This window comes from Inquilinus sp. Marseille-Q2685, assembly GCF_916619195.1.
GTDB lineage: Bacteria > Pseudomonadota > Alphaproteobacteria > DSM-16000 > Inquilinaceae > Inquilinus.
Genome location: NZ_CAKAKL010000003.1, coordinates 211,986 through 237,767 on the forward strand (window position 1 = coordinate 211,986; position 25,782 = coordinate 237,767).

The 25,782-nt window shown below is 67.2% G+C and carries 25 protein-coding genes; 6 read left to right on the forward strand and 19 right to left on the reverse strand.

Features of this window, described 5'->3' with window-relative positions:
* Positions 1-219 precede the first annotated feature (219 nt).
* The 15 genes from LG391_RS18785 to LG391_RS18855 all read right to left on the reverse strand — a co-directional run bounded on the left by LG391_RS18785 (position 220) and on the right by LG391_RS18855 (position 13,413).
* The gene (locus tag LG391_RS18785; RefSeq protein WP_225769563.1) at positions 220-579 is read right to left on the reverse strand and encodes a hypothetical protein; all 360 of its coding nucleotides are present in this window, start codon (positions 577-579) and stop codon (positions 220-222) included.
* Positions 580-879: 300 nt separating this feature from the next.
* On the reverse strand, positions 880-1,203 hold the full coding sequence (locus tag LG391_RS18790) for a DUF736 family protein (protein ID WP_225769564.1): 324 nt from the start codon (positions 1,201-1,203) through the stop codon (positions 880-882).
* 395 nt (positions 1,204-1,598) lie between these two features.
* Positions 1,599-2,054 carry a hypothetical protein gene (locus LG391_RS18795; RefSeq protein ID WP_225769565.1) on the reverse strand — a complete coding sequence of 152 codons (456 nt, stop codon included), beginning with the start codon at positions 2,052-2,054 and terminating at the stop codon, positions 1,599-1,601.
* Between the two features lie 98 nt (positions 2,055-2,152).
* The gene (istB, locus tag LG391_RS18800; RefSeq protein WP_225769566.1) at positions 2,153-2,962 is read right to left on the reverse strand and encodes an IS21-like element helper ATPase IstB; all 810 of its coding nucleotides are present in this window, start codon (positions 2,960-2,962) and stop codon (positions 2,153-2,155) included.
* On the reverse strand, positions 2,959-4,254 hold the full coding sequence (gene istA / locus LG391_RS18805) for an IS21 family transposase (protein WP_308013056.1): 1,296 nt from the start codon (positions 4,252-4,254) through the stop codon (positions 2,959-2,961). The genes istB and istA overlap by 4 nt, the downstream gene beginning before the upstream one ends.
* A gap of 90 nt (positions 4,255-4,344) precedes the next feature.
* Complete coding sequence (locus LG391_RS18810; RefSeq protein ID WP_225769567.1) at positions 4,345-5,592, reverse strand: ParB/RepB/Spo0J family partition protein; 1,248 nt, start codon at positions 5,590-5,592, stop codon at positions 4,345-4,347.
* A 98-nt stretch (positions 5,593-5,690) separates the two neighbouring features.
* Positions 5,691-6,086 carry a DUF2958 domain-containing protein gene (locus LG391_RS18815; RefSeq protein WP_225769568.1) on the reverse strand — a complete coding sequence of 132 codons (396 nt, stop codon included), beginning with the start codon at positions 6,084-6,086 and terminating at the stop codon, positions 5,691-5,693.
* Positions 6,077-6,979 carry an ArdC family protein gene (locus LG391_RS18820; protein ID WP_225769569.1) on the reverse strand — a complete coding sequence of 301 codons (903 nt, stop codon included), beginning with the start codon at positions 6,977-6,979 and terminating at the stop codon, positions 6,077-6,079. Before LG391_RS18820 ends, LG391_RS18815 begins: the two co-directional genes overlap by 10 nt.
* A 265-nt stretch (positions 6,980-7,244) precedes the next feature.
* A complete protein-coding gene (locus LG391_RS18825) occupies positions 7,245-8,075 on the reverse strand; it encodes a winged helix-turn-helix domain-containing protein (RefSeq protein WP_225769570.1) in 831 nt (276 codons plus the stop codon).
* Between the two features lie 98 nt (positions 8,076-8,173).
* Positions 8,174-8,908 carry a phosphate regulon transcriptional regulator PhoB gene (phoB, locus tag LG391_RS18830; protein ID WP_225769571.1) on the reverse strand — a complete coding sequence of 245 codons (735 nt, stop codon included), beginning with the start codon at positions 8,906-8,908 and terminating at the stop codon, positions 8,174-8,176.
* Positions 8,905-9,636: a phosphate signaling complex protein PhoU gene (phoU, locus tag LG391_RS18835; RefSeq protein ID WP_225769572.1), complete on the reverse strand. Its 732-nt coding sequence runs from the start codon at positions 9,634-9,636 to the stop codon at positions 8,905-8,907. The genes phoB and phoU overlap by 4 nt, the downstream gene beginning before the upstream one ends.
* A gap of 32 nt (positions 9,637-9,668) precedes the next feature.
* Positions 9,669-10,496 carry a phosphate ABC transporter ATP-binding protein PstB gene (pstB, locus tag LG391_RS18840; RefSeq protein ID WP_374200754.1) on the reverse strand — a complete coding sequence of 276 codons (828 nt, stop codon included), beginning with the start codon at positions 10,494-10,496 and terminating at the stop codon, positions 9,669-9,671.
* Between the two features lie 8 nt (positions 10,497-10,504).
* Positions 10,505-11,437 carry a phosphate ABC transporter permease PstA gene (gene pstA / locus LG391_RS18845; RefSeq protein WP_225769573.1) on the reverse strand — a complete coding sequence of 311 codons (933 nt, stop codon included), beginning with the start codon at positions 11,435-11,437 and terminating at the stop codon, positions 10,505-10,507.
* Entirely contained in the window at positions 11,437-12,351 is a 915-nt protein-coding gene (gene pstC / locus LG391_RS18850; RefSeq protein WP_225769574.1) for a phosphate ABC transporter permease subunit PstC, read from the reverse strand. Before pstC ends, pstA begins: the two co-directional genes overlap by 1 nt.
* A gap of 72 nt (positions 12,352-12,423) precedes the next feature.
* Entirely contained in the window at positions 12,424-13,413 is a 990-nt protein-coding gene (locus LG391_RS18855; protein ID WP_225769575.1) for a PstS family phosphate ABC transporter substrate-binding protein, read from the reverse strand.
* A 339-nt stretch (positions 13,414-13,752) separates the two neighbouring features.
* On the opposite strand from LG391_RS18855, the gene LG391_RS18860 reads away from it, so the two are divergent.
* The 5 genes from LG391_RS18860 to LG391_RS18880 all read left to right on the forward strand — a co-directional run bounded on the left by LG391_RS18860 (position 13,753) and on the right by LG391_RS18880 (position 20,126).
* Positions 13,753-15,744, forward strand: coding sequence for a PhoX family phosphatase (locus LG391_RS18860; RefSeq protein ID WP_225769576.1), 1,992 nt, complete (start codon positions 13,753-13,755; stop codon positions 15,742-15,744).
* A 387-nt stretch (positions 15,745-16,131) separates the two neighbouring features.
* Complete coding sequence (locus LG391_RS18865) at positions 16,132-16,938, forward strand: arsenite methyltransferase (protein ID WP_225769577.1); 807 nt, start codon at positions 16,132-16,134, stop codon at positions 16,936-16,938.
* Between the two features lie 47 nt (positions 16,939-16,985).
* Complete coding sequence (locus LG391_RS18870) at positions 16,986-17,405, forward strand: PadR family transcriptional regulator (RefSeq protein WP_225769578.1); 420 nt, start codon at positions 16,986-16,988, stop codon at positions 17,403-17,405.
* 61 nt (positions 17,406-17,466) lie between these two features.
* Positions 17,467-18,891 (forward strand): NAD(P)-binding protein, encoded by a 1,425-nt coding sequence (locus LG391_RS18875; RefSeq protein WP_225769579.1) that lies wholly within the window; start codon positions 17,467-17,469, stop codon positions 18,889-18,891.
* On the forward strand, positions 18,828-20,126 hold the full coding sequence (locus LG391_RS18880) for an MFS transporter (RefSeq protein ID WP_225769580.1): 1,299 nt from the start codon (positions 18,828-18,830) through the stop codon (positions 20,124-20,126). Before LG391_RS18875 ends, LG391_RS18880 begins: the two co-directional genes overlap by 64 nt.
* A gap of 50 nt (positions 20,127-20,176) precedes the next feature.
* On the opposite strand, the gene LG391_RS18885 is transcribed toward LG391_RS18880, so the two are convergent.
* From LG391_RS18885 to LG391_RS18895, 3 genes are all read right to left on the reverse strand, one after another.
* Entirely contained in the window at positions 20,177-20,560 is a 384-nt protein-coding gene (locus LG391_RS18885; protein WP_225769581.1) for a cytochrome c family protein, read from the reverse strand.
* A gap of 66 nt (positions 20,561-20,626) precedes the next feature.
* A complete protein-coding gene (locus tag LG391_RS18890; protein ID WP_225769582.1) occupies positions 20,627-23,089 on the reverse strand; it encodes an arsenate reductase (azurin) large subunit in 2,463 nt (820 codons plus the stop codon).
* Positions 23,090-23,104: 15 nt separating this feature from the next.
* Entirely contained in the window at positions 23,105-23,632 is a 528-nt protein-coding gene (locus tag LG391_RS18895; RefSeq protein ID WP_225769583.1) for an arsenate reductase (azurin) small subunit, read from the reverse strand.
* Between the two features lie 266 nt (positions 23,633-23,898).
* Between LG391_RS18895 and LG391_RS18900 the strand changes: the two genes are divergently transcribed.
* Positions 23,899-24,705, forward strand: coding sequence for a sulfite exporter TauE/SafE family protein (locus tag LG391_RS18900; RefSeq protein WP_225769584.1), 807 nt, complete (start codon positions 23,899-23,901; stop codon positions 24,703-24,705).
* Between the two features lie 16 nt (positions 24,706-24,721).
* On the opposite strand, the gene LG391_RS18905 is transcribed toward LG391_RS18900, so the two are convergent.
* The gene (locus LG391_RS18905) at positions 24,722-25,636 is read right to left on the reverse strand and encodes a DMT family transporter (protein WP_225769585.1); all 915 of its coding nucleotides are present in this window, start codon (positions 25,634-25,636) and stop codon (positions 24,722-24,724) included.
* Positions 25,637-25,782 lie beyond the last annotated feature (146 nt).

The following is a 25,782-nucleotide window of genomic DNA, read 5'->3' on the forward strand; positions in this document are numbered from 1 at the left end:
CGAACGGCCGTGGGACACGGGAAAGGATGTGCAGACAAAGACTTAGGCGCCGGCGTGTGCCGGAGCTTTCATCTTGCCCTACCGCGACCTCTCCCGTCCGCCGCCACCCCGAGCCCGCCCGTCTGCGATCCCTCAAATCCAATCTATCGATCTCCAGGCTCCCGAGAATGGAGAGCGGCCGGGCCGATCGACCGCTCTCCGAGGCCCAGAACCAGCCTCTCAGACGCCGTTCAGGAACGCGCTTTCGGCGCTCGGCAGGTCGTCGAAGTGAACCATGACGAGCATCATCTGAAGCCGCCGCGAGCGATCGACAACGCAGGTCGCGACCCGATATCGGCCGCGGAAAATGCTCAGGATGCGCACCCGATCCGAGCCTTCGAAGTCGTCGTCACCAACGTCTTCATAGACCCCAAGATGCCTCTCGGCGATGCGGCCGTCCCAGACGAACTCGCCCAGCTCGGCCTCGACGAACCGCTCGACCACGGCGTCGAGTCCATCGGGTCCGAACTCGATTTCGAGGTCGCGGACGAGCTGCGGGAAGCGGTCGAACGACGCGTGCGGATGGTCGAAGGGGAGCATCGGATTCTCCATCGTTGAGCCGTCCTCCTCGTCGAGGACATCTCTCGGGAGCAGCCGGCGGAGGCTCCGTCAGGGACGCCGAAGGCGCCGCGGAGCGGGGCGCGGGGGAGCCGGATTGCGCCAGCAATTCGGGGGGACCGCGCATCCTTGACGGGGCCTTCGCCTCCGGCTGGTAGGATGAGAAGGCCGAGACGAAGCCCTGTCACAGGATCTGCCGGTGGGGCCGCGGCTCTCTCGGCCGGAGCCACTGCGGCCGAGGGGGAGCCGCCCCCACGCGTGGCGAGGGCGGCTGGCCGAGGATCAGTCGGCCGGGTTCCAGATCAAGGCGAAGACATCGGGATCGTCCTGTCCGGCGGCGCGGCCGAGATTGGCGTAGAGCTTGCGGGGGCCGAACTCGGGCGCGGCCAGCGACAGGCTGACATAGGGCTTGCCGGAGGTCTCGCCGGTGCGGATCCAGCCGGCGCCGATCTCGACGCCCTGGGTCAGGACGCGGAAGTCGGGCTGGGTGTCGCCGGACTTGCCGGTGTTGGGGACGATGTCGATCTCGGCGCGGATGGAGAGGGTCTTGACCTGGCCCTTGTAGCCGCCGGTGGCGAGCTTGGTGACGTGACCGATCGCAGACATGGCGTGTCTCCTTCTGAATGTCGCGGGGGCCTGTCCCGCCGCGATGGCGGACCGTTGCGGGCGAGACCGGGCGGCCCCGAACCCGTCAGGGCCGAAGCGGCAGCGGAGGACCCGGACGGACCGGTTTTCTGGAGCGCAGCGGGCGCGAGGAGCCGCCGGAGGCGGCGGGGAGAAAACCGGTCCGGGCGGGTTTCGGGCCGGCCGGCGCCGCCCGCAGGTCTCAAGCCACGCGCGGCGGGACAGGCCCCGGCCGGACACCGGAGAGACACCATGCCGGCGCGGCCACGGCAGCCTCGCCGAGATGGCGGCGGCCAGCAAAAAAAGACCGCTCCCGCGCGGGGCGGGAGCGGCTCCAGGAAGGGCAGGGACGGCGTGCCGCCCCTGCTGCCGCGCCCTCAGGCCAGGGCGCCGCGATCGGTGTAGGACCGGGCCGGGAAGGCCATCCAGGCCGGGGTCCAGCCCTCGACCCTGGCCCGTCCGTTGGCGCCGGCGAGGCAGTCGCGGACGATGCCGCGGCGAGCCTTGAGCGTCGCCGAGACATTCGCATCGGCGATGGCCCGGCCGGCGACCTCGGCCAGCATCGCGTCCACCACCGCGCGGTCGCGGACGAGATCGAAGAAGGCGTCATCCGCCTGCCAGACCTCCGCCATGCGCACGCCGAGTTCCGTCCCGACCGCCTCGACGACGGGAGCGCCCGCCATCAGCGTCTCGCCCATGGCGACGGCGAGGACGCGCATCACCTCCTCGTCCGGGAGCGCCATCAGGGCCTCGAAGGCGGCGGCGGTGGCGTCCTCACCGGCGAACCGGCCGGCGACGATCCCGGCGTGGCCGGAACGGCTGTCAATGGACACGAACTTTCCCGCAGTTAGGGGACACGAACCTTCCCGCACTGGGTCGCTGATGCTGGATTAGGCCATTCCGCTCGCGGCGTAGCCGGGAGCGGAATGGCCTAATCCGCGGTGGCCCCGTTGGGCCTGGCGGAGGGCGTGGTGAGCTTGAGCTGCTGCTCGATGTGGCGCAGCCGGTAGCTGGCGCCGTCGGTCTGGACCACATGGCAATGATGCAGCAGCCGGTCCAGGATGGCCGCGGCCAGGGCCTCGTCGCCCGCTAGCATGGCCGGCCAGTCGGTGATGCTCTTGTTCGAGGTGATGATCGTGCTCGACCGCTCGTAGCGGTGGTTCACGACCTGGAACAGCCGGTGGGCATCGCGCCGGTCGAGTGCCTGGAATCCGAGCTCGTCGATGACCAGGACCTGCACGCCCAGATAGCGTGGACGGCGCGCGCTGCTGGCGATCGGCTCCTTGACCCGGCGCATGTCCTCGATCAGGTCATCAGCCTCGATGAACAGCGTCGAGAAGCCGTTCTGCACCGCCTTGACGCCGAGCGCCGCGGCCAGATGGGTCTTGCCGGTCCCCGGCGGCCCAAGCAGCAGCACCGTCTCCTTGCGGCGGACGAACTCACAGGTCGCCAGCATCTCGATCTTCGATCGCTCGATGCTGTGGTTGAACAGGAAGTCGAAGCTCTCCACCGTCCGGCCGACCGGCAAGCGGCTCTGCTTGAGCCAGCTCCGGATCCGCTTCTCCTCGCGGAACGCGGTCTCCGATTCCGCCAGGAGCTCGAGGAAGGCGGCGAGCGTCAGCTCCTCTCGGACACCCTGTTCGACAAGCTCGGCGAGGCGTTCGGACGTGAAGCCCCAGCCCAGCCGCTCAAGCAGAGCGCGGCTGCGGTCCAGCCCCGTCGCGGCCCGCGGCCGGCTCATGACAGAGCCTCCACGGCGCGCTGATAGCGCTCCAGGCCCACGGCCGGAGCCGTGATCTGCGGCAGCTCCCAGCTGCGCGGCAACACGAGCCGGCGCGCCAGCCGGCCGAGCGGTGCCGGCGCAATGACGGGTCCGTCGGACACGCCGTCATAGTGGCTCTGGTCGACCAGCAGCCGGCAGGCCGTGTGCCGTGGGAAGCACGCGATCCGGTCTCCGCGGCGGTAGATCTCGACCGTCCCGGCGCAGCCTCGCACCTCGACGAAGCCGCCGGCATGGCCATAGGGGACGCTGTATTGACGCCCCTCGAAGGCGACCAGGCTGTCGCGTCCGACGCGGCGATGGACCTGCACGTCGAAGGGCTGCGGCAAGGTCATCGGCAACGGCGCCAGCACCGCTTGCTCCGCCTGCCAAGCCGCATGGATCGTGCTGCCCGTGACCGGGCAGATCAGCCGATGGGCGTGCTCGTCGATCCGCTGACCGCTCGCGGTCTGCAGCGCCGCGACGCTGGCAAAGCGCTCGCCTTCCCGCACCAGCAGATGCTTCACATCGTGTCCGCGGCGCTCGACTTTGCCCTTGTCCTGCGGCATCCGAACCCGGCACGGATCGATGATGAAGCCGAGCTGCCGGGCATAGGACGCGTACCCGGGATGCAGCACCGCCCAGGCGCCCGCGCCCTGCGCCACGCCCGTCTTCAGGTTGTCGATCCGGATCGAGGCCGGCACGCCGCCGAGCCATGTCAGCGCCCGGTTGTGACACTCCAGCCAAGCCAGCAGGTCCTGCCGGATGCTCCAGACCACCGCCCACATCCGGCTATGGCTCAGCGTCATCACGAACGCCTGCAGCCGCATCGGACGGTCGCTCAGCTCCTCGATGATCAGCGGCCGGCTCTGCACCCAATCGACCTGCGCCTGCACGCCGGGACGGGTCTCCACGCGGCGAACCGGGCGCATTGGCGGCGCCGGCATCCGGCGCCGGACGTAGCGCAGCACCGACTTGTAGGTCCCCGTGAAGCCGTGCTCGCAGACCAGCAGGTCATACAGGACCCGTACACCTTCCGGCCGGCCAGGCGCTGCCGCCTGCTGCCGCATCCACAGCTCGATCACGGCGTCGTGAGCGTGGCACGCCTCGGCTTTGCCTCGCCGGCCATCCGGGCTCTGGGCACGAAGCCGCAGCAGCCGATAGCGCACCGTGCTCTCGTCCACGCCGAGATCCGCGGCGATGCTCCGCACGCTCCTCCCGCGCTCCTGCAGAACCCGTGCGCACACGATCGCCTCCGGTCCCAGCCTCCCCACGGCCGTCCCTCCTGTCGGCTTCCCTCCGAAGCTCGACAGGCTCTCGCATCATCCCGCCTGCGGGAATCTTCGTGTCCCCTAACGCCCGGTTTAGACCGTCCTCCGACAACGGCCGAGGCGGTCGAGCAGCATGCAGCGCTCGGCGTCGAACGCGGCTTCCGAGACGCTGCCGGCAAGGCTCTTCGCCACCGCCTCGTTCGGCGCCTCCTGGGCCTCCCATTCCACCTGCCAGTGGCCCGAGGGCGCGATCACATGGGCCAGCAGCAGCCGCAGCGCCGTGCGCGGATGGCCGAGCAGCGCCGCGCGGACGGCGGCATGCCGGTGCAGGTCGAGATAGCGCCGGAGCGCCCGGCTCACCTCCGGCCGCGCGGCAGGCTCGGGCTTGTCCTTGTCCTCCTTCGGCCGGAGCTTGCGGGCTTCCTTGCGGGTGAGCCAGCCCTCGTGCAGCTCGACCTCACCCTGGTGCGAGACGGTGACGAAGACCTTGCCGCCCTTCGCCTTCGGCACGCGCTCATGCTCCCATTCGGCGAAATGCTTGCCCGCCTCCAGCACCTCGACCCCGGCCCAGCCCGCGGCGAGGAGCGCGTTGCGCTTGGCGGCGACGGCCGCATTCTGGAGCGGCCAGAAGGCTTCCGGATCGGCGAAGTAGCGCTCCTCCCGGAAGAGGTCGGAGACGACCCGGCCCGGGTACTCGTCGAGCGGGAACAGCGCCGCCGAGACCGGGATCGCCTGCCCGCCGAGGATCCAGCGCTTGGCCTGGATGCCGGTCGGCGCCCACTGCTTCGGGTCGTCGTAGAGGGCCAGCCACTCGCGTTGCTTGCCCTTCGACGCCATGGTCAGGTGGCGGATGGTCTCGGCGTCGACCTCCTGGCGGCGGGTGAGATCGCGCAGCCGCGGCAGCAGGTTGCCGAGCGCGAGCCGCCGCTTCACCATCGCCTCGGTGAGGCCGAAGGTGGCGGCGATCTGGGCGACGCTGCGGCCCGCCCGGATCAGCCGGACCATGGCCTCGTGCTGGGACATTTCGTCGGGATCAAGGCGCGCCATGTTCTCGATCATCGAGGCCTCGATGGCCGCGGCGTCGTCGCCCGGCGCCAGCACGCCGCAGGGCGGGGGCTCGATCTCGCCGGCCTCCTCTTCGACCGTCCGGGCCGCGAAGTAGCGCCGCTTTCCGGCAATGACCTCGTAGCGCTCGCCGTCCGGCCGGACCAGGAGCGGGATCAGGATGCCGCGTGCCCGGACCGAGGGCAGCAGGTCGGAGACGTCGGGCTCGGCCTTGCCGTGCCGCATGTTCAGCGGCGAGGGATAGAGCTTGTCGAGGGGGATATGGAGGAGTTCCATGATGGCTCATCCTTCTCATCACACGAGGGGTGAACCGGCCCCGTCCGTCCATCAGGCACGATCGCGGGCGGGGCCGGGCTGCGCCGGATGGCGCAGGCTCAACCGCCCGGATCGGGCGGAAGCGGGGAGAGATGGCGGGCGGCGTCGGCGAGCATCGCCTCGTCCTCGACGATGCGGCCCCAGAGCCGGGCCGCCCCGGCATAGACCGACAGCGGCCGGGTCGGCGCGAAGCGCTCGTCGCGCCGGATGCCGAGGCCCAAGGGGCCGCGCAGCGCCTCCAGCTCGGCCCAGCTGACATAGCCCAGCTCGGGACAGCCGAAGCCGAGATCGCAGAGTCCGAAGAGGGTGTCGCCGTCCTCCATCAGCTCGGTCAGGAGCCAGACGGCAACGCCCCAAGGGGCATAGAGCTTCACCACCGGCACGGGATCGTGTTCGGGACCGGCCCGGAAATTGGCGACCAGACGCTCGCGCAGGGGATCGGGGATCAGGAGCATGGCGCGGCCTCCAAGAGCAGGTCGGCGGCCCGGCTGGCGTGGCTGCCGGCGCGGAAGATCGCGCGCGTGTCCTCGCGCATGAGCGCGAGCCAAGCGCCGAGATAGTCGGCATGGCGGACGGTCGGGACGATGCCGAGCGAGGCGCAGACGAAGGCGCTCGCCATCTCGGCGACGAGTTCCTCGCGGCCATAGGCGACCGAGCCGTAGACGCCGGAGAAGTCCCGCGCCAGCCGCGAGGGATGGCCGGTCCAGTGGCCGAGCTCGTGGAAACAGGTGCGATACCAGTTGATCGGCACGAAGAAGGACGCGCGCGACGGCACCTGCAGGAAATCCAGGCTCGGCACATAGAGGGCGCGGTCGCCGCCGATGCGGATGTCGGCGCCGGTGGCCTCGATCACGGCATCGGCTTCGGGCACGATGGCGTCGTCCGGCACCATCGGCACGGCGCCGCCGACCCGCTCCGGCAGGCCCTCGCACTGGGTGGCGTTGAAGACGGTGAAGCGCTTGAGGAACGGCACGCCCGCGGGCTCGTCGTCCTCGGCATCGGCGCGTTCGCGTTCGGCCCGCGGCACGAAGCGGTCGGCATAGACGACCGTGGTTCCGCGCTCGCCCTTGCGGATATGGCCGCCCAATTCCAGCGCCTGCCGGTAGGTCAGCCAGTCCTGCGAGGGGAAGCCGGCCGCAATGGCGGCGTCCCACAGGATCAGGATGTTGATGCCGGAGTAGCGGCGTCCGGTGGCAGCGTTGCGGGGCAGGCCGAGGGGGCAGGGGCTCCGGCCCCAGGGCTGGACCCAGGGCACCCGGCCTTGCTCCAGCTCGGCAATGATGCGGCCGGTGATCTCGGCATAGAGGGACGGCCGGTCGGGTTCAGGGCGGCGGTTGACAGCGGGCATGGGCCTCTCCCTTGGCTCTCCACCTCGCCCGTCCCCGGCCAAGCGGGGTGGGCGGCGAAGAGCGGCCGGGAGGCCCGCGGCAAGGGCCGGGCGCACCGAAGGCCGGAACGCAGTGGAGGGCCCGCAGCGAAGCGGAGGGTTGCGCCCGGCCCGGGCGGGCCTACAAGGGCGCGGCGCCCACCCCGCGGCCGGGGACGGTCAGGTCATGGGGGCTCAGTGGTCTTGGACGGGTCGCCGGTCTGCGAGAGGAGACTTCGCTCGGCGGTCAACCGACGCAGCAGTCTCCGTCACGCACCCGGCCCATCCGATAGCCCGCGCTTCGCACGGACATCACGGTGAGGGGGACGCGGGCCGACTGCAGGTTGTGCCGCAGCCGGGTGACCAGCACATCGACGGAACGGACGTCGATCGACGTGTCGGCGGGCCAGAGAAAGTCGCGCAGCTCCTCCCTGGAGAGGACCGCCTTCTCGAGCACCGTCAGCACGAGCAGCAGCTTGAACTCGGCGATCGGCAGATGTACGGGCCGCTCGCCGACGCGCACCGACATGGCGGCGAGGTCGATCTCGACGGGCACGTCGCAGCCCGTGATGCGCAGGGTCAGGCGCTCGCAACCTAGGGACGACAGGAAGGTCCAGGCGATGTCGGCCGCCGTGACCGGCGCGACGACGTAGCTGTCGGCCCCGAACAGCCGTACCCTGGTCTTGCCGCGGTTCTCCGCCTGCAGAATGGTGCCGCAGACGTGCCGGACGCCGTACCGCACACGGATCCGGTCGATGTCGGTTCGGGTCAGCCGTTGCGCATCGGCCAGGCTGTCGATGAACAGGAATGCGGAGTCACACGCAGTGACTTCAGACGCTCTCTCATCCGGGATCGCCGCCATCTCGCCGAGGCAGAGCCGGAGCAGCGCCCCGACCCGGTCGGCGACCGCTTGCGGGGCGCCAATGAGCAGTGCGCTCTTGCGTCCATCGACACAGCAGGCCGCATATTCGCGCGTCATGAGCCGACGGCTGATCGCTTCCACGCCGACCGGTGAGGCTTGACGGCGATCGACCCTTCGAAGGCCAAGCGGGCTTCCAACCGTCTCCGACAGGCTCATCCGACGCCTCCGCGCGATCGGGACCAGGACAACGAGACCCGCCGGCCGCTCCAGTGCATTCACTCCTCCCCGAAGCCAGCGCTCGGCGCCGCGGCGCGTCAGGCCTGAGCCTCCCGGTCCAAGGCATATCCCGCCGATCGGATCGTGCGGATCAGATCGACCGGCTCGACCAGTTTGCTGTCGCCGACGACGTGCTCGTTGAGCGCCTTGCGCAGCCGGCGGATATGGACGTCGACCGTTCTCAGCTCGACATAGACGTCGTGGCCCCAGACGATGTCGAGCAGCTGCTCGCGGCTGAACACCCGGCCGGGATGCTGCATGAAGTGGCGCAGCAGGCGGAACTCGGTCGGGCCGAGATGCACATCGCGGTTGCCGCGGCGAACCTTGTGCGCGCTGAGATCCATGATCAGGTCCGAATACATCAGGATCTCGTCGGCGTGCGGCGGCAGCGCCCGGCGCAGCACCGCCTTGATCCGGGCCATCAGCTCCGGCGTTGAGAACGGCTTGGCGACATAGTCGTCGGCACCGGAATTGAGGCCGCGGATCCGGTCCCCCTCCTCACCCCGCGCGGTCAGCATGATCACCGGGATATCGTGGATCTTTCGGGAACCCCGGCGCAGCTGCCGGCACACGTCGAGCCCCGAGACGTGCGGCAGCATCCAGTCCAGCAGCACGAGATCCGGACGCTGCTCGCTGGCCAGCAGCAAGGCCTCCTCGCCGTCATAGGCAGCGAGGACGCGATATCCTTCGCGTTCCAGGTTGTAGGTCAGGAGAGTGACGAGATCGACCTCATCGTCGACGACAAGAACCAGCGGTTGGTCGTTGTCTCTCACTGATGGGTCTCCGTTGCTGTTGATGGGGTGACCACGGCATAGGGAGACTCGTCGCCCTTGGGCCGCGCAGCCGTCACGGGCTTGCCCGTCAGCAGGAAGTGGATCAGCTCGGCGATGTTGGTCGCGTGGTCGCCGATCCGCTCGATGTTCTTGGCGATGAACAGGAGATGGGTGCAGGGGGTGATGTTGCGCGGATCCTCCATCATGTAGGTGAGGGTCTCGCGGAACAGGCTGGTGTAGAGGTCGTCGACCGATTCGTCCTGGCGCCAGGCCGACAGCGCCTTGTCCAGGTCGCGCTCGGTGTAGGCGTCGAGCACGTCCTTGATGATCTGCTGCACCATCCGGCCCATGCGCGGCAGCGTCGCCACCGGGCGGACCACCGGCACCTGGGCCAGGGCCAGCGACCGCTTGGCGATGTTGGCGGCGTAGTCGCCGATCCGCTCCAGGTCCGCGGCGATGCGGAGCGCCGAGATTGTCTCGCGGAGATCGGCCGCGAGAGGCTGGCGCAGGGCCAGCACCTGGACGACGGCGGCATCGACGGATTGCTCATAGGCGTCCATCTGCTCGTCGCTGCGCATGACCCGGCCGGCGAGGTCGGCGTCGCGCCGCACCACCGCCTGGATGGCGAGCTCGAGCTGGCTCTCGGCTAGGCCGCCCATCTGGACGACCGTTCGACGCAGGAATTCGAGCTCCTGGTCGAAGGACTTGACGATGTGTTCGCTGGACATGGGCATCATCCTGGCGAGAGGAAGCTTGGGTATCAGCCGTAGCGGCCGGTGATGTAGTCCTGGGTACGCTTTTCCTTCGGGGCCAGGAACAGATCCGATGTCGGAGCGAACTCGATCAGCGATCCGAGATACATGAAAGCCGTGAATTTGGAGACACGGCTGGCCTGCTGCATGTTGTGAGTCACGATCAGGATCGTGACCTTGCCATCGAGCTCCCCGATCAGCTCCTCGATGCTGGCGGTCGCGATCGGATCGAGCGCGGAGGTCGGCTCGTCGAACAGGATGATCTCCGGATCCGTCGCCAGCGCTCGGGCGATGCAGAGCCGCTGCTGCTGCCCGCCCGAAAGGGCACTGCCCGGGCTCGACAGCCGGTCCTTCACCTCGGTCCAGAGGGCCGCGCCGCGAAGGGCCGCCTCGACCTTGTCGTCAATGAAGCTGCGCGACCTGATGCCCCGGACGCGCAGGCCGTAGGCGACGTTCTCGTAGATCGACTTTGGGAACGGGTTCGGCTTCTGGAAGACCATGCCGATCCGCATCCGCATCTCGATCGCGTCGACGTCGCGGCCGATGATGTTGATCCGGTCGGGATGGAGGACGATCTCGCCGCTGTAGCGCGTGCCGACCGTCAGATCGTGCATGCGATTGAAGCAGCGCAGCAGGGTCGACTTGCCGCAGCCCGACGGGCCGATCAGGGCAGTCACGGAGTTCGCCCGGATGTCCATCGTGACACCCTTCAGCGCGTGTGACTGCCCGTAGTAGAAATCGACGTTTCGGACGCTGGCCTTGATCTCGCCTCGGGCGGCTTCGGCCTGCGAGGCATCGGCGTTCGCCGCCGCCAGCACCGTGGACCCGGCCGTCATATCCATGGTCACCATTTGATGTTTCTCCGGATGCGGAAGCGCAGGTAGATGGCGCCCGCGTTCATGAGCAGTGTCATGACCAGCAGGACCAGGCCGGCGGCCGCGGCGTTTTCCTGGAAGGCGGCGCCGGGACGCGAGACCCAGTTGAACATCTGGATCGGCATCACCGTGAAGCCGGCGCTCAGCCACTCGAACGAGATGAACGGGAACTCGGCCGTGATCGGCGGCGGCGGCAGGAATGCGATGAAGGTCAGGGCGCCGATGGTGATCAGTGGCGCGGTCTCGCCGATCGCCCGGGCCAGCCCGATGATCACGCCCGTCATGATGCCCGGCGTCGCATAGGGAACGACGTGATCCGCCGTGACCCGCCACCGCGTTGCGCCGCAGGCATACGCAGCTTCCCGCACCGAATTCGGGATCGCGCGGATCGACTCCCGCGTCGCGACGATGATGATCGGCAGGATCAAAAGGGCGAGCGTCAGGCCGGCTGTCAGGATGCTGCGCCCCAATCCGAGCTGATAGACGAACAGCCCGAGAGCGAGCAGGCCATATACGATCGACGGGACGCCGGCGAGATTGGTGACGTTGATCTCGATGATATCGGTCCACCAGCGCTTCGGGGCGTACTCCTCGAGGTAGACGCCGGCTGCGACGCCGACGATCACGCCGATGACCGCCGTGACCAGCATGATCAGGATCGTGCCGACCCAGGCCGACAGGATGCCGGCGCTGCTGGCTCGCCGGGACGGGAAGCTGAGGAAGAACTCGCCGTCGAGCCGCGGTGCGCCCGCGACGACGAGCTGGAAGATCAGGGCGACCAGCGTCAGGAGCGCGATCCCGAGGGCGATCACGCCGATGCCGACGAAGATCACGTCCCAGCGGCGGCGCCGGGCGACATTGGCCTTGATGGGCTCACCCAGGACCTCGGATACGGAAGTCATCAGTAGATCTCCCGGTACCGGCGCCGCAGGAAATAGGCCGCCAGGTTGAAGACGAGAGTGATGAGGAGCAGCAGCAGGCCGGCGGCGAAGATCGTCTGGTAGCCGATGCTTCCGTGCGGCAGGTCGCCGAGCGCGACCTGGACGATGTAGGCCGTGATCGTCGCCGCCGGCTCCATAGGATTGAAGCTCAGCGTCGGGACCAGCCCGGCCGCGATCGCCACGATCATCGTCTCGCCGACCGCGCGGGAGATGCCGAGCACGGCGGCGGCCGCGATTCCGGAGATGGCCGCCGGCACCACGACACGGATGGCTGTCTGGAAGCGGGTGGAGCCCATCGCGTAGGAGCCCTCGCGCAGAGGCAAAGGCACCGCCCGCATCGCATCTTCGCTGACCGAGCTGATGTAGGGCACGATCATGATGCCGATCACGATGCCGGCGCTCAGGACGTTGAAGCCGGGCAGCCCGGGCAGGATCGTCGCCTGCAGGAGCGGCGTCACGAACAGCAGCGCGAAGTAGCCGTAGATGACGGTCGGGATGCCCGCCAGCACCTCGAGCACCGGCTTTACGGATTCGCGGACGGCCGGTGGCGCGTATTCGCTGAGATAGATCGCGATCGCAAGGCCCAGCGGAAAGGCGACGACCACCGCGACCGTCGTGCTCAAGAGCGTTCCCACGAGCAGCGGCAGGATGCCGAAGCGCGGCTCGGCGAAGAGCGGCGTCCACATCGTGTCAGTCAGGAAGGTGACGACCGACACCTCGTTGAAGAACACCAGAGATTCGCTCACCAGAACGAACACGATGGCGGTCGTCACGAACACCGACGACAGCGCTGCGATCAGCAGGAAAGTCTCGATGACGCGTTCGATCCGCTTCTGTCGCTGGAGCGTCGCGCGTGCTGTCTCAGGCAGGGCCATGGCAGCGCCTTTCAGGAAGGGCGTGGCACGGGAAAAACGGGCTGCAGCCGGTCGGCTGCAGCCCTTGGAGCATTACTTGACGGTCTCGCGATTCAGGATCTCTTCGATCGGGAGCCCCACCTCCGGCACGCCGCCGAAGGCCGTGCCGACGACCGCGTCGTCGAGCTTCTTGTCGGCGATCTCGTAGGCGGCCGCCGGCAGCGGCACATAGGCCACCTCGTCGATCAGGGCCTGGCCCTCCTCCGACATGTAGTACTTGATGTATTCCTTGATGATCGGCCGCGCCGCCGCCTTGGTGTTGACATAGATGAACAACGGCCGGGCGAGCGGCACATAGGTCCCGGACTGGACCGCCTCGCGGCTCGGCAGGACCGCTTCGCCCTTCGGATTGACGATCGGCACCGCCTTCATCGCCTTCTCGTTCTCGGAGTAGTAGGCGTAGGGCAGGTAGCCGAGGGCGTTCTTGTCGTTCTGGATGCCCTGCACCAGGACGTTGTCGTCCTCGCTGGCGGTGTAGTCGCCGCGGCTCGACTTCGCTTTCCCGACGACGGCCTCCGTGAAGTAGTCGAAGGTGCCGGAGTCGGAGCCCGCGCCGAACAGATGCACCGGCTCGTTCGGCCACTCCGGGTTGACCTGATTCCAGTGGGTGATCTTGCCCTGGGCGCCCGGCTCCCAGAACTTCTTGAGGTCGGCGATCGTGAGCTGCTTGATCCAGCTGTTGCTCGGGCTCACGGCGACGGTCAGGGCGTCGAAGGCGATCGGCAGCTCGATGTACTCGACCCCGGCCGCCCGGCAGGCCTCCATCTCCTCCTTCAGGATCGGACGCGAAGCGTTCGATATGTCGGTCTCGCCGCGGCAGAACTTCTTGAAGCCGCCGCCGGTGCCCGAGATCCCGACGGTGATCTGGACGGCGCCGCCCTTGGCCTTCTGGAACTCTTCGGAGACGGCTTCGCTGACGGGATAGACGGTGCTGGACCCGTCAAGCGTGATCCGCTCCTGCGCATGGGCCGCACCGGCGGACGCCACCACGGCGAGGGTTGCCAAGGTGAGGGTTCGCATCATGACTGGAACCTCGTCGGTAGATTTTTGGGAGCCGCAGGGCGGGCCCGCGAGCAGACCGGCGGCTGATCCGTCCGGTTGCATAAAGGCTATGGACGGCCGGTTGCACTTCTGAGTCAATCTGATGAAGCTTTGATGACAATGCGATTCTTCTAAAATGTTGGAATCATAGGAGATCGGCCGTACGCAACGATCAGAGACGATTTGAGAACTCTCGAATCTCGGATTCGTGTCACATCTCCGTAACGATCGGCGGCTATCAGTGGGGCAGCGACCGCCCCTCTGAACGAGCGTGGCGCTCGCCGGGTCTGCCAGGGCTCCGTTCACGAAGGGGGATGCAAAATGGATCGCCGGAACACTCTCGGCCTGCCACGGGCCGTTGCCTATGAGCTCTCGGAGGACGAGGGACGCAACCCGTCGCGTCAGCCGACCATCGGGGACGTCGTCAATCAGCGCTTCGGCCGCCGCGACATGCTGCGAGGTGCCCTGGCCGCATCCGCGATCACTGCGATCGCAGGGCCGGCCATTCTCGACGGACGCCCGGCATCAGCCGCGGGCACGTCCCGGTTCGTCTTCGATGAGGTCCCGCACGGGGTCGACGCGACCCATCATGTCGCTCCCGGCTACGACGCGGATATCCTCATCCGCTGGGGCGATCCGGTGGTGAAGGGCGCTCCTGCCTTCGACCCCCACAACCAGACCGCGGACGCCCAGGAAAAGCAGTTCGGCTACAACAACGACTACATCGCGGTGATCCCGCTGGAAGGGGCCGCGGATCGGGCGCTGCTCTGCGTCAACCACGAGTACACGTCGGAGGAGCTGATGTTCCCCGGCCTCAGCGGGCCGCAGGACAGCAAGGACGCCCAGTTCAAGGACATGACGCCGGAGCGGATCGAGATCGAGATGGCGGCGCATGGCGCGTCTGTCCTTGAGATCGAACGCACCGGGGGCAAGTGGCGGGTTGTGGCCGACAGCAAGTACAACCGCCGGATCTCGACGCGTTCGACCGAGGTCGCCATCACCGGCCCTGCCGCCGGCGACGCGCGGATGAAGACCAAGGCCGATCCGAGCGGGACCAAGATGATCGGCATGGTCAACAACTGCGCCGGCGGCGTGACGCCGTGGGGTACCTACCTGTCCGGCGAAGAGAACTTCCATGGCTATTTCTGGGGCAAGATGCCGGAGGAGCATCGCGAGGCCGCCAATCACAAGCGGTACGGTGTCCCGGGCAACTGGTACAACTGGGGGACGGTGCACGAGCGCTACGACGTGACCAAGGAGCCGAACGAGGCCAATCGTTTCGGCTGGGTGGTCGAGATCGATCCGACCGATCCGACCTCGACTCCGAAGAAGCGTACGGCTCTTGGCCGCTTCAAGCATGAAGGCGTCGAGCCGGTGCTTCTCGATGACGGCAGGGTCGTCTTCTACATGGGCGACGACGAGCGCTTCGAATATGTCTACAAGTTCGTCACGGCCGGGAAGTTCAATCCGAACGATCGTGCCGCCAATGCGGACCTTCTCGACGAGGGCACGCTCTACGTCGCGCGCTTCAATGCCGATGGCGCAGTGACCTGGCTGCCGCTGGTCCACGGCCAGAACGGCCTGACGGCGGAGAACGGTTTCGCGAGCCAGGCCGACGTCCTGATCGAGACGCGGCGCGCCGCCGATGTGGTCAAGGCCACGCCGATGGATCGGCCCGAGGATGTGGAGCCGAACCGAGTGACCGGCAAGGTCTACGTGATGCTGACCAACAACACGAGGCGCAAGCCGGACCAACTGGATGGCCCGAACCCGCGGGCTGACAACAAGTTCGGCCAAATCGTCGAGATCACGCCGGCCGCCGCGGGCCACGGCGCCGAGACGGCGACCTGGGACATCCTGGTGCAATGTGGTGACCCGTCTGTAGCCGAGGTGGGAGCGAAGTGGAATGCCGCGACCTCCCCGAACGGCTGGTTCGGCATGCCGGACATGTGCGCGGTCGACGCGGATGGCCGCCTCTGGATCGGCACCGACGGCATGAACGCGAAGTCCACTGGGACCGCCGACGGCCTGTTCGGGCTGGAGTCAGAAGGCGAGGGGCGCGGCACGAGCAAGCAGTTCTTCCGCTGCCCGGCCGGGGCGGAGATGTGCGGGCCGGTGTTCACGCCGGACCAGACGGCGCTGTTCCTTGCGATCCAGCACCCGGGCGAGGATGGCGAGACCTGGCCGGAGTTCGGTCGCGCGTCGACCTTCGCTGACCCGGCGACCCGCTGGCCGGACTTCAAGGGCGGGATGCCGCCGAGGCCCTCCGTCGTGGTCGTCACCAAGCAGGGTGGCGGCAAGATCGCCAGCTGAGGCCCCGCCGAGACGGTGACGTCCTGACGAGATCGTGATGGGAGGGCAGTTGCCCTCCCATTTCGCTACAGACAGCCATTGACGCATCGAGGCTCTAGGGATACGCTACCTCTATGCATTGCTCTTCAATGCATCGATCCCGAGAACTGCTCTGCACGAGTGGTGGAGGAGATGCGCAATGTCGAGCGTTACAGAGAGGCGTGCGCTGCGCCCTTCGTTTTCTGTCGTCCTGACGATCTGGAGCGAACTGAGACATACCTTCTCGTCCAGGCCGCCGCATTCGCCGTCGCCTGAATCCCTCAGCGTCCATCTCCAGCGTGACATCGGCGGCTTCGGCGCCAGCCCCGACGACGGCGACCGCCGGACCGTCCAACCGTGGAGGCTGCGATGAACACGTCCGAGACCAGGAAACTGGTGCGGGATCGGTATGCGGGGATCGCCACCGCCGGTGGATCCTGCTGCGGTCCTGCCTCCGGCTCCGCCTGCTGCGGTTCCGATCGAGGCGTCGATGCCAAAGCAGCCCGGATGGGCTACTCCGAGGCCGAGCTTCGGGCCGTCCCGGACGGAGCCAATCTGGGCCTCGGCTGTGGCAATCCCCAGGCCATCGCCGGTTTGAAGCCGGGCGAGGTCGTGGTCGATCTCGGGAGCGGCGCCGGGTTCGATTGCCTTCTGGCGGCACGGCAAGTCGGCCCGGAGGGGCGGGTAATCGGGATCGACATGACCCACGAGATGCTGGCCAAGGCGCGTGAGAATGCGGCACGGGCTGGTGCGAGGAATGTCGAATTCCGGCTCGGAGAGATCGAGCACCTCCCGGTTCCCGACAACACTGCCGACGTGATCGTGTCGAACTGCGTGATCAACCTCGTGCCCGACCAGGCCCAGGTCTTCCGCGAGGCATTCCGGGTTCTGAAGCCGGGTGGGCGCCTGGCGATCACCGACATGGTGAACATCCGTCCGCTGCCGGCCGATCTGGCCGCCGACGAGGCGCTGATCTGCGGCTGTGTCGCAGGGGCTGCAGCACCGAGCGCGGTCGAGGGCTGGCTTCAGGCGGCCGGCTTCGCCGAGATCGCGATTCGGGTCAAGTCGGATAGTCGCGAGCTCGTGTCAGACTGGGCGCCGGAGCGAGCCGTCGAGACGTATGTCGCGTCCGCGACGCTCGAAGCGGTCAAGCCCATCACTCAGGCCGGCGCGTAGGTCGACGGCCAACCCTCTCCCGCAAAAGGCAATCCCGAGCGACGTTCATGTCCAAGCCCGCCAAGCCCCTTGAGGTCGTTCCCCGTCAGGCCCCTGAATACACCAGCCGGTCGTACTGGAGCGGCACGATCAAGATGTCGCTGTCGAAGTTTTTCATCCTGCGCGTTCTGCATGACCGGCCGATGCACGGCTACGACATCGCCCGCGCCGTCGAGCTGACGACCAACGGCTGCTGCTCGCCCACGGAGGGGACGATCTATCCGGTCCTCCGGGACTTCGAGGAGGGTGGCTACGTGACGTCGGAGACCGAACTGGTGTGTGGACGACAGCGGAAGACCTACACCCTGACGGACAAGGGGCGAGATGCCTTCCGCGTCGGCGTCGAAGCCTGGATGGAGGTGACGGCCGCGCTGGTCGAGACGGGCACGCTCGTCGAGCGGGCCGGGAAGGGCGGCTGCTGCACCTGAACCCTTTTTTGTGTTCGGCCCTTGATCATCAATGCATAGACCTCATGAGCGGAGCGCCGTAATGACCTCGATCTCCTCCTCGATTCCCCGGCCAGACGCTGCAGCGATGAGCGCCATGCATGCGACCGGATCGACGGCCGATCTGCCGATCGCGATCATCGGCGGCGGCCCCGTCGGGCTCGCCGCGGCCGCCCAGTGCCTCGCGCGCGGCCTCGAACCGGTGATCCTCGAAGCCGGGGATCGGGTCGGCGCCGCTGTCCGGGCCTGGGGCCACGTGCCGATGTTCTCCGAATGGGAGTTCAACCTCGACCGGGCGGCGGTCGGATTGCTGGAGAAGGCGGGCTGGGACCGGCCCGACGATCGGGTCTATCCGACCGGACGCGAGCTCGCCGAGCGGTACCTCGATCCTCTGTCTGCCACGCCGGAGATCTCAGCCCGCCTGCGCCTGAACTCGCGCGTCATCGGCATGGCGCGCAGCCAGCTCGGCAAGCTCCGAACCGAAGGGCGCGAGGTGCAACCTTTCGAGGTTCGTTACGGGGACGCCTCCGGACGGGAACACCGCCTCTTCGCCCGTGCGGTGATCGATGCCTCCGGGACCTGGTCCAACCCGAGTCCCGGCGGCGCCAACGGGCTTCCCGCCATCGGCGAACGGTCGGCGGCGGATCGCGTGCGCTACGGCATGCCCGACGTGCTCGGTGCCGAGCGAGACCGCTATGTCGGTAAGCGGGTCCTGGTCGTCGGCAGCGGCCACTCGGCGATCGGGACCCTGATCGACCTCGCGGCCCTGGCTGAGTTGAGCCCGGGCACACGGATTCTTTGGGCGATCCGCGGCACTGACATGGTCCGGATCTACGGCGGCGGCTCGGCCGATCAACTGCCGAGGCGCGGTGCGCTGGGCCGGCGCGTGCGCGCTCTGGTCGACCAGGGCGCGATCGAGATCCTCACTCCCTTCGCGCTGGACGAGATCACCCGAGGCGCCGGCGGGACCCTGGTCGTCGCCGGAATCAGCGACGGCGGGACGCGAAGCGTCGAAGTCGACGAAATGATCGTGGCGACCGGATTGCGTCCTGATCTGAGTTTCCTCGGGGAGCTTCGCCTCGACCTCGATCCGGCGTTGGAATGCTCGCGGGCGTTGGCACCGTTGATCGACCCGAATGTGCACTCCTGCGGGACGGTCCGGCCGCACGGCGCGGCGGAGCTCGCGCAACCCGAGCCCGGGCTCTATCTGATCGGCATGAAGAGCTACGGCCGGGCTCCGACTTTCCTCCTCGCCACGGGCTACGAGCAGGCCCGGTCGGTCGTGGCCAAGCTCGCCGGCGACGAGGAGGGCGCGCGCCGCATCGAGTTGGTGCTGCCGGAGACAGGCGTTTGCAGCGGCTCGGGCGCTCGACCCGGCACGGCCCCGGCGGAAACCGAGGCTGAATGCTGCGGGCCGAAGATTACCACGGAGCCCCGGGCGACGTCCTGCTGCGGCGCCGTGGCGTGAGCCTGGTCCCGAGCTCGGCCGCGCCTGCCCGGGGGCGGCCGAAGCAATCGGTCATCGCCGTGCTCGGCGTGACCGAAATCCTCGCCTACGGATCGACCTACTATCTTCCGGCGGTTCTGGCGAAGCCGATATCCGTCGACACGGGATGGCCGCTCGCCTGGATCGTCGGGGGCTTGTCGCTGGGCTGGCTGGTATCCGGCGTGGTCTCGCCGATCGTCGGCCGCACCATCGATCGTCGCGGCGGTCGGCCAGTTATCGCCGCGAGCGCCGTCCTCCTGGCCTGCGGCTTGGCAATGCTCGGTGCGGCGCCCAACCTGCCGATGTTCTTCCTGGCCTGGGCCGTCATCGGGCTGGGCATGGGGGGCGGGCTCTACGATGCGGTATTTGCGTCTCTCGGGCGCCTCTACGGCGCCGGCGCCCGCGGCGCGATCACGGCCCTGACGCTCTGGGGCGGCTTCGCCAGCACGATCTGCTGGCCGTTCAGCGCCTTCCTGGTTGACCAGGTTGGATGGCGCGGCACGTGCCTGGTCTATGCCGCGATCCATCTCTGTGCAGCGCTTCCGCTGCAAATGGCCGTGCTTCCGCGCGAGGAGCGCTCGAAACCGGCACCGTCCATACCGCAGCCAGGCGCCGCCGACGACGCGCTGACCGCAGGGTCTCCGTCCTTTCTCCTCTTCGTCCTGCTCGCAGTGACGTTCACGCTGGCGTCCGCCGTGCCGGCGGTGATGTCGGTTCACCTGCTGACGATCTTGCAATCCCAAGGAATCGCTCTCGGCGCGGCCGTCGCGCTCGGGGCGCTGGTGGGGCCGTCGCAGGTGGCCTCTCGCGCCATCGAGATGGTCATCGGCCGGTTCCATCACCCCATCTGGACGATGATCGTGGCGACGGTGCTGGTCGTGCTCGGCCTGGGCCTTCTCGTTGCCGGCGCACCGGTCGTGGCCGTGGCCCTGATCCTTTACGGTGGTGGCATCGGCCTCGAGTCGATCGCAAAGGGCACTCTTCCGCTCGCGCTGTTCGGCAGCGAGGGCTACGCCACGCTGATGGGCAAGCTCGCCGTGCCGGGGCTCCTGGTCCAGGCAGTCGCGCCCTTCATCGGGGCGCTGCTGATTGACCGGCTCGGCCCGTCGGCGATGCTCGCCATCGTCTGGGTTCTGGCAGCGGCGAACGTCGCCTCCGCCGTGCTTCTGATGGTGCTGCACCGTAGTCGCGGCCGGGCGCCCGCCACGCCGGCATGATGATGACCAGCACGGCGGGCCGGCAGCACCGGGCATCCCGGCTCGAGAGGCTACTTCGTTGCCTCCTTGAGGTAGGCGACGAGGTCGTCCAGTTGCTGCGGATTCTTGATGCCCGGGAACACCATCTTGGTTCCGGGGACCGCGCCGCGAGGGTTGCTCAGGTAGGTATGGAGGGCTTCCTCATCCCAGACCAGGCCCGACCCCTTCATGGCGTCGGAGTATTTGAAGCCGTCCACCGTGCCCGCCGTGCGTCCGAAAAGGCCGTGCAGGCTGGGGCCGACCTTGTTGGTTCCCGCCTCCAGCGCATGACACGCCTTGCACTGGTTGAAGACACGCGCACCAGCTTGCGGATCGGCGGCCCGGGCCGCGGCTGAGATGCACAGCGACATGAAAACGCCGCCCAGCAGGCCGGCGGCGAGGTGTTTCGACGTCATCAGAGTCCTCGATCGAGACGGAAAGGACGCCAGGGGCGCGGCCGCCCCTGGCGATCGATGGCAGGTTCAGCCCTGCCGATACTCCTGAGATTTGAAGGTCAGGTGCCGCACGCTCTCGGGCGCATCGGCGATCTTCCGGATGTTCGCCCAGGTCTGCTTGTAGTTCGGGATGATCAGTTCGTTCACCCCCTTCGAAACCACGTTGCCCTGCACGCCGGTCGGATACGCGAACAGCATGAAGGCCTGTTTGGGCCTGGCGGTCGGCGTCGGATACGCCATGGCCTGCGTCGAGCCGTTGTCGTTGAACACCTCGACCAGGTCGCCGGCCTTCAGGCCGAGATCGCTCATGTCCGCTGCGCTCAGCTCGATGAAGGGCAAGGGCCACCGGTCGACGACGAACTCGTCCTTCTGGTCGAGATACGCCGACTGCCAGACATGGTTTGTGCGGCCGTTGTTGATCAGGAACGGGTACTTGTCTTTCTCGGCCTGCTTGCCCGCGGCTTGCAGCCCGCGCCACGGGGTCGCCGCGAAATGCGCCTTCCCGTCATCGGTCTTGAACTTGCCGTCGGTAAAGAGGCGCTTGGTCCCGATGATCTTGTCGCCGTCGACCCCGGTGGCGGGCTCCTGGAAGCCATTGGTGCCCATGGCGCGAAGCCGGGCATAGGTGACGAACTCGCCGCCCTTCTCATGCTTGGCGTAGCCGTCCATAAAGGCGTCTTCCTCGGTCTTCCAGTCATAGCCCTTGAAGCGGTCGGCGATGTCGGGCTTCCCGGCCTTGCGCCAGGCCGCCTCGAGCTTCTGCGCGAGGCCAGCGACGATCAGGGAATCCGGCTTCGCCTGACCCGGCGGATCCATGTACCGCTCGGTCAGCCGCATCCGGCGTTCGCCGTTCATCGAGGTGAGGTTCGCCTCGCCCGCGGTCGCCGCGGGCAGCACGACGTGGGCGTCCTCCCCGATCTTTGTCGGAACGATGTCGACGTCGACCGAGAACAGGCCGCCGGCTTTGATCGCCCCCATGATGGCTTCGATCATCCCGGCGCGGTCGCCGTAGGGCACCTTCGCCATGGCGTATTTCACCATGTCGGTCCGCTGCTTGTAGACGTTGCGGAATTCCGACGCGTTCAGCGTCGTCTTGAAGTGATCGCAGCCCCAGATGTGATGGATCCCGCCCTTGCCGTTGATGATCAACTGATCCACATAGGCCGCCGGCCGGCCGACATGGGAGTCCGAGGGGCGGGAATATCCTTCCTGATGGCCGCCCATGCGGACGCAGCCGCCGCCCGGTCGGCCGACATTGCCGGTCGCCAACGCGATGTTCACCAGCGCCTGGTTCGTCCGGTAGTTGTCGTTGCCCCAGATCAGGCCCTTCTCATAGGCGAACATCGTCCGCCGGCGCTTGCCGCCCTTCGGCTCGGCGATCCAGGCCGCGGCCTTCTGGATGTCCTCGACCGAGACGCCGGTGACCTTCGCCGCCTCGGCCAAGTCGACCTTGTTGGCGGCGACCATATCGTCGTAGCCGCTGGTGCTGGCCTCGATGAAGGCCTTGTCGATCCAGCCCTTCTCGGCGACCACCGTCATGATCGCGTTGAACAGGATCAGGTCGGTGCCGGAGTTGATGGCCAGGTGCAGGACATTGTCCTTGCCGGCCTCGATCTCGCAGGCATTGACGGTCACCGTGCGCCGCGGGTCGACGATGACGATCCGGCCGGCCTCGTGCGGTTCGTCCGGCAGCTGCTCCTGCTTCTTCGCCAGGGACGTGCCGCGGAGGTTCGGAACCCAGTGATTCAGGAAGTAATTGGTCTGGGTTTCGAGCGAGTTGGTGCCGACGGCGAAGATGGTGTCCGCGAGCTCGGCATCCTCGTAGCAGTTGTTAAGCTCACCGACGCCCATGTCGCGGGTGCCATGGACCTCGGAGTTGTAGGCCGGCCGGTTGTGGATGCGGATGTTCTTGACCTTCATGCTCTCGAAATAGAGCTTGCCGGTCGCCCAGGTGTTCTCGTAGCCGCCGCCGGCGCCGCCATGGTCGTAGGCCGAGACGATGAGCCCATCCTCGCCCTGCTCCTCGACCACCCGGCGCGTGACTTCGGCGACGAGCTCGAGGGCGTCGTCCCACGAGGTCGGATGCATGCCGGAGTAGCGCCAGACCAGCGGATCGGTCAGACGCTGCTTCTGGGTTCCGCGGGCCTCGGAGTAGGACAGTTCGCCGAGCCGAGCACCGCGAACCGAGCCGAGGCCGGAATTCACCACGCACTCGGCGTCCGGCTTGATGACGATGTGGACGTCGCGGCCGTCCTGCTTGACCACATTGTACATCGACGGCGAGAACCACGCCGTCGCGTCGGCGCCCTGCTGCTGGCTCAGATCCTCGCCGAACGCATTTTCGCCCGGCGCCGTCCCGCCTTGGCGGTTCACGTCCCAGCTGTAGGCCTTGTAGCCGCAACCGACGATGCAGAAGTGGCAGGTGACATTGTGGATCTTGGCATCCGCAGGCGGGATCGGAAGCCGGTCGACGAAGCGCTTGTAGGCCATGCTCTCCTCCCTGCCTCAGGCCGTCAGCACGTTGCTGAGGCGCCCGTAAATGAGCTCGTCCACGCCCTCGGCATAGATGTCGCCCCTCTCGTCGACACGGAGCTGGAACTGGGGCAGGTTCTGAGTGGCGTGCCCCCAGACCTGAAAGCCGCCCTTCTCGCAGTCGAAGCGGGAGTAGTGGCCCGGGCAGTCGAGCGTCTTGTCGTTACCGACGTAGCTCAGCGGATAGCCCTTGTGCGGGCAGAGCGTCGAGAACGCCACGATGTCGCCATCGGGCCCCACGCCGCCTTCAGCCGCGGAACCCAATTTGATCAGCACCCCCGGGCTGCTGTCATCGGGATAGGTGATGTCGAGTGGCTCGTTGACCTTGAGGTCCTTGACGTTGGCCAGCCGGTTCGCCGGGTAGGCGACCCGGGCGAGAGGGGCCGCGGCCTTTGCCGGAGCGCCGACGGCACCGGCGGCAACGGTCGCGACGGCGGCGGCACCGCCGCCCCGAAGAAATTGCCGGCGACCGAGGTCGACCAGGCGCGAACAGCTCTTCATGGCAGATGTCTCCCCGCGATCTTGGTGCAGCGGGGATCAGCAAGACGGGGGCCAGCCGCGAGAGCCGCAGATCTGCTGACTTTCAGCCCCCGCACTGTTCGGCTTTCCGAACATCGCGTTGGAAGGAGGTTCGAGATGCTGAACGGCAGCCGTTCACGCGGCAATCGAAGCACCGATTGCCAGCCCGCGCAGCGATCAGCGGACATCTGGGCGGAGTTCCGTTGCCGCCCCTTGTGCGACATCGATATATTCAGATAACTACATCGATGAACTTACATCAGCCCGCAGCCGATCGCCGCAGCCTATCCGCCGCCTTTGTGGGAGGCGGGGTTATCGGCACTTTGGGCGGACTGATCGGGCTGGGCGGAGCCGAGTTTCGTCTGCCGCTTCTGATCGGCATCTTCCGTTTCGTGGCTCTCGAAGCGGTCATCCTCAACAAGGCCATGAGCCTCGTGGTCGTGGCATCGGCGTTGCTTTTCCGAACCAAGGCGGTGCCGGTCGAGGACGTGCTGGCGCATTGGCCGGTCATAGTGAATCTGTTGGCCGGCAGCCTCGTGGGCGCGTGGTTCGGCGCAGGCTGGGCGACACGGCTGCGGTCCGAGACCCTCTATCGGGTCATCGCGGTCTTGCTGGTCGTGATTGCTGTGGTTCTGCTGCTTGAACACCAGATCACCGGTGGGGCAGCCATCTTCACTGGGACAACTCAGGCAATCGCTGGGGTGATCGCCGGCTTCGGGATCGGGGTGTTCGCATCGCTCCTCGGCGTCGCCGGGGGCGAGCTTCTGATCCCGACCCTTGTTCTGCTGTTCGGAGCAGATATCAAGCTTGCCGGGAGCTTGTCGCTCGCGGTCAGCCTGCCAACGATGCTGGTCGGCTTCACCCGCTACAGCCGAGACCAGAGCTTCAGCGTGCTCGGCCGCAATCGATCGTTCGTGCTGGTGACGGCAGTGGGCTCGATCGTCGGAAGCTATGTCGGCGGCTTGCTCCTCGGTATCGCCCCCGGTGCGGTCCTGCTGCCTGTACTGGCGGCGATCCTCGTCATCTCGGCTGTGAAAGTCTGGCGGCATAGGTGACGCCTCCCGGGCGCATTCAGCCGGTCGACAGCGTAGCGACCTGACGCTTACCCCAGACGAGCAGCGCGCAGACAGAGATGAGAATGACGATTGCGCCAAGCCACTGGCTCAGCGACAGGTGCTCATCGAGAACCAAATACGAGGCCGCGATCGTGAACACAGGGATCAGGTTCAGAAAGGCGGCCGCGACGCTCGCGGGGACGGAGCGAAGCCCGATCAGATAGAACCAGAAGGCCGCTCCATAATACATGAGACCGGAGGCAACTGCGCCAACCCATTGGGCTGCCGAGAGTGACAGGAGCAGTCGTCTTGACTGCCCATCTTCGAAGAATGGCCACACGCAAAGTGCGCAAATTAGGCCAGCGGATTGCTGTGTCGCCACAATAAACAAAGGAGAGATGTCCGAGACGATCTTCCGAGAAAGCACGGTGTAGAGCGCGCAGCAGCTCACTCCCATCAGAACGAGGCCGTTTCCCCAGCCGATTCCCTCGCCGTTGCCGGTGGGGCCTGCCACGAGGAGAACTCCGACGAAGGCGACGACAACCGTTGCGATGAGGCCGAGATGGAGCCGCTCCCCGATGACCAGGCGTGCCATCACGATCACCAGCGCGGGCTCGGCCGCCCACAACAGGCTGGCGACGCCGGCCGTCGTTCGGGCCAAGCCCAGCATGCTGAACGTGTAGGCGAGACCGGGATTGAGGAATCCCAGGAGGATGATGATCACCAGGCTTCTGGTTGAGGCCGACCGTGCGCCGGACGCGTAGGCGATCAACCAGAGAACAATGACGCTGGGCGCGAGCTGAACGATCAGCAATGTGATCGGGGAAACCGATGTCAGCATGGCTTTGCTGATCACCGTACCGGCAGCCCAGAAGCCGCTCGCCAGAATTAGCGACGCCGCAGGCGCAGCGCCGAATGTCGGGCTCGACATGAGGACTCTCCGCGTCGAAATGCATGAATAGGAAACTGCGTCGAGAACGTGACGCGCAGCACGGGGCTGGCGCAGTCATCGCCATCGCAGTTGTCGTATCCAGGCTTGCGGAGAGGTTGGTTGGACACGCCCCCATCTTATCGCAA

Coding starts and splice junctions, on each gene's coding strand:
- LG391_RS18875 (WP_225769579.1), top strand. CDS start 17,467: ATGACCTCGATCTCCTCCTCGATTCCCCGGCCAGACGCTGCAGCGATG.
- LG391_RS18820 (WP_225769569.1), bottom strand. CDS start 6,979: ATGCCCGCTGTCAACCGCCGCCCTGAACCCGACCGGCCGTCCCTCTAT.
- LG391_RS18900 (WP_225769584.1), top strand. CDS start 23,899: ATGAACTTACATCAGCCCGCAGCCGATCGCCGCAGCCTATCCGCCGCC.
- pstC (WP_225769574.1), bottom strand. CDS start 12,351: ATGGCCCTGCCTGAGACAGCACGCGCGACGCTCCAGCGACAGAAGCGG.
- phoU (WP_225769572.1), bottom strand. CDS start 9,636: ATGTCCAGCGAACACATCGTCAAGTCCTTCGACCAGGAGCTCGAATTC.
- LG391_RS18790 (WP_225769564.1), bottom strand. CDS start 1,203: ATGTCTGCGATCGGTCACGTCACCAAGCTCGCCACCGGCGGCTACAAG.
- istB (WP_225769566.1), bottom strand. CDS start 2,962: ATGAGCCGGCCGCGGGCCGCGACGGGGCTGGACCGCAGCCGCGCTCTG.
- LG391_RS18810 (WP_225769567.1), bottom strand. CDS start 5,592: ATGGAACTCCTCCATATCCCCCTCGACAAGCTCTATCCCTCGCCGCTG.
- LG391_RS18865 (WP_225769577.1), top strand. CDS start 16,132: ATGAACACGTCCGAGACCAGGAAACTGGTGCGGGATCGGTATGCGGGG.
- LG391_RS18905 (WP_225769585.1), bottom strand. CDS start 25,636: ATGTCGAGCCCGACATTCGGCGCTGCGCCTGCGGCGTCGCTAATTCTG.
- LG391_RS18885 (WP_225769581.1), bottom strand. CDS start 20,560: ATGACGTCGAAACACCTCGCCGCCGGCCTGCTGGGCGGCGTTTTCATG.
- LG391_RS18855 (WP_225769575.1), bottom strand. CDS start 13,413: ATGATGCGAACCCTCACCTTGGCAACCCTCGCCGTGGTGGCGTCCGCC.
- LG391_RS18880 (WP_225769580.1), top strand. CDS start 18,828: ATGCTGCGGGCCGAAGATTACCACGGAGCCCCGGGCGACGTCCTGCTG.
- LG391_RS18870 (WP_225769578.1), top strand. CDS start 16,986: ATGTCCAAGCCCGCCAAGCCCCTTGAGGTCGTTCCCCGTCAGGCCCCT.
- LG391_RS18895 (WP_225769583.1), bottom strand. CDS start 23,632: ATGAAGAGCTGTTCGCGCCTGGTCGACCTCGGTCGCCGGCAATTTCTT.
- LG391_RS18890 (WP_225769582.1), bottom strand. CDS start 23,089: ATGGCCTACAAGCGCTTCGTCGACCGGCTTCCGATCCCGCCTGCGGAT.
- LG391_RS18815 (WP_225769568.1), bottom strand. CDS start 6,086: ATGCTCCTGATCCCCGATCCCCTGCGCGAGCGTCTGGTCGCCAATTTC.
- LG391_RS18825 (WP_225769570.1), bottom strand. CDS start 8,075: ATGAGCCTGTCGGAGACGGTTGGAAGCCCGCTTGGCCTTCGAAGGGTC.
- LG391_RS18785 (WP_225769563.1), bottom strand. CDS start 579: ATGCTCCCCTTCGACCATCCGCACGCGTCGTTCGACCGCTTCCCGCAG.
- pstB (WP_374200754.1), bottom strand. CDS start 10,496: ATGACGGCCGGGTCCACGGTGCTGGCGGCGGCGAACGCCGATGCCTCG.
- LG391_RS18860 (WP_225769576.1), top strand. CDS start 13,753: ATGGATCGCCGGAACACTCTCGGCCTGCCACGGGCCGTTGCCTATGAG.
- pstA (WP_225769573.1), bottom strand. CDS start 11,437: ATGACTTCCGTATCCGAGGTCCTGGGTGAGCCCATCAAGGCCAATGTC.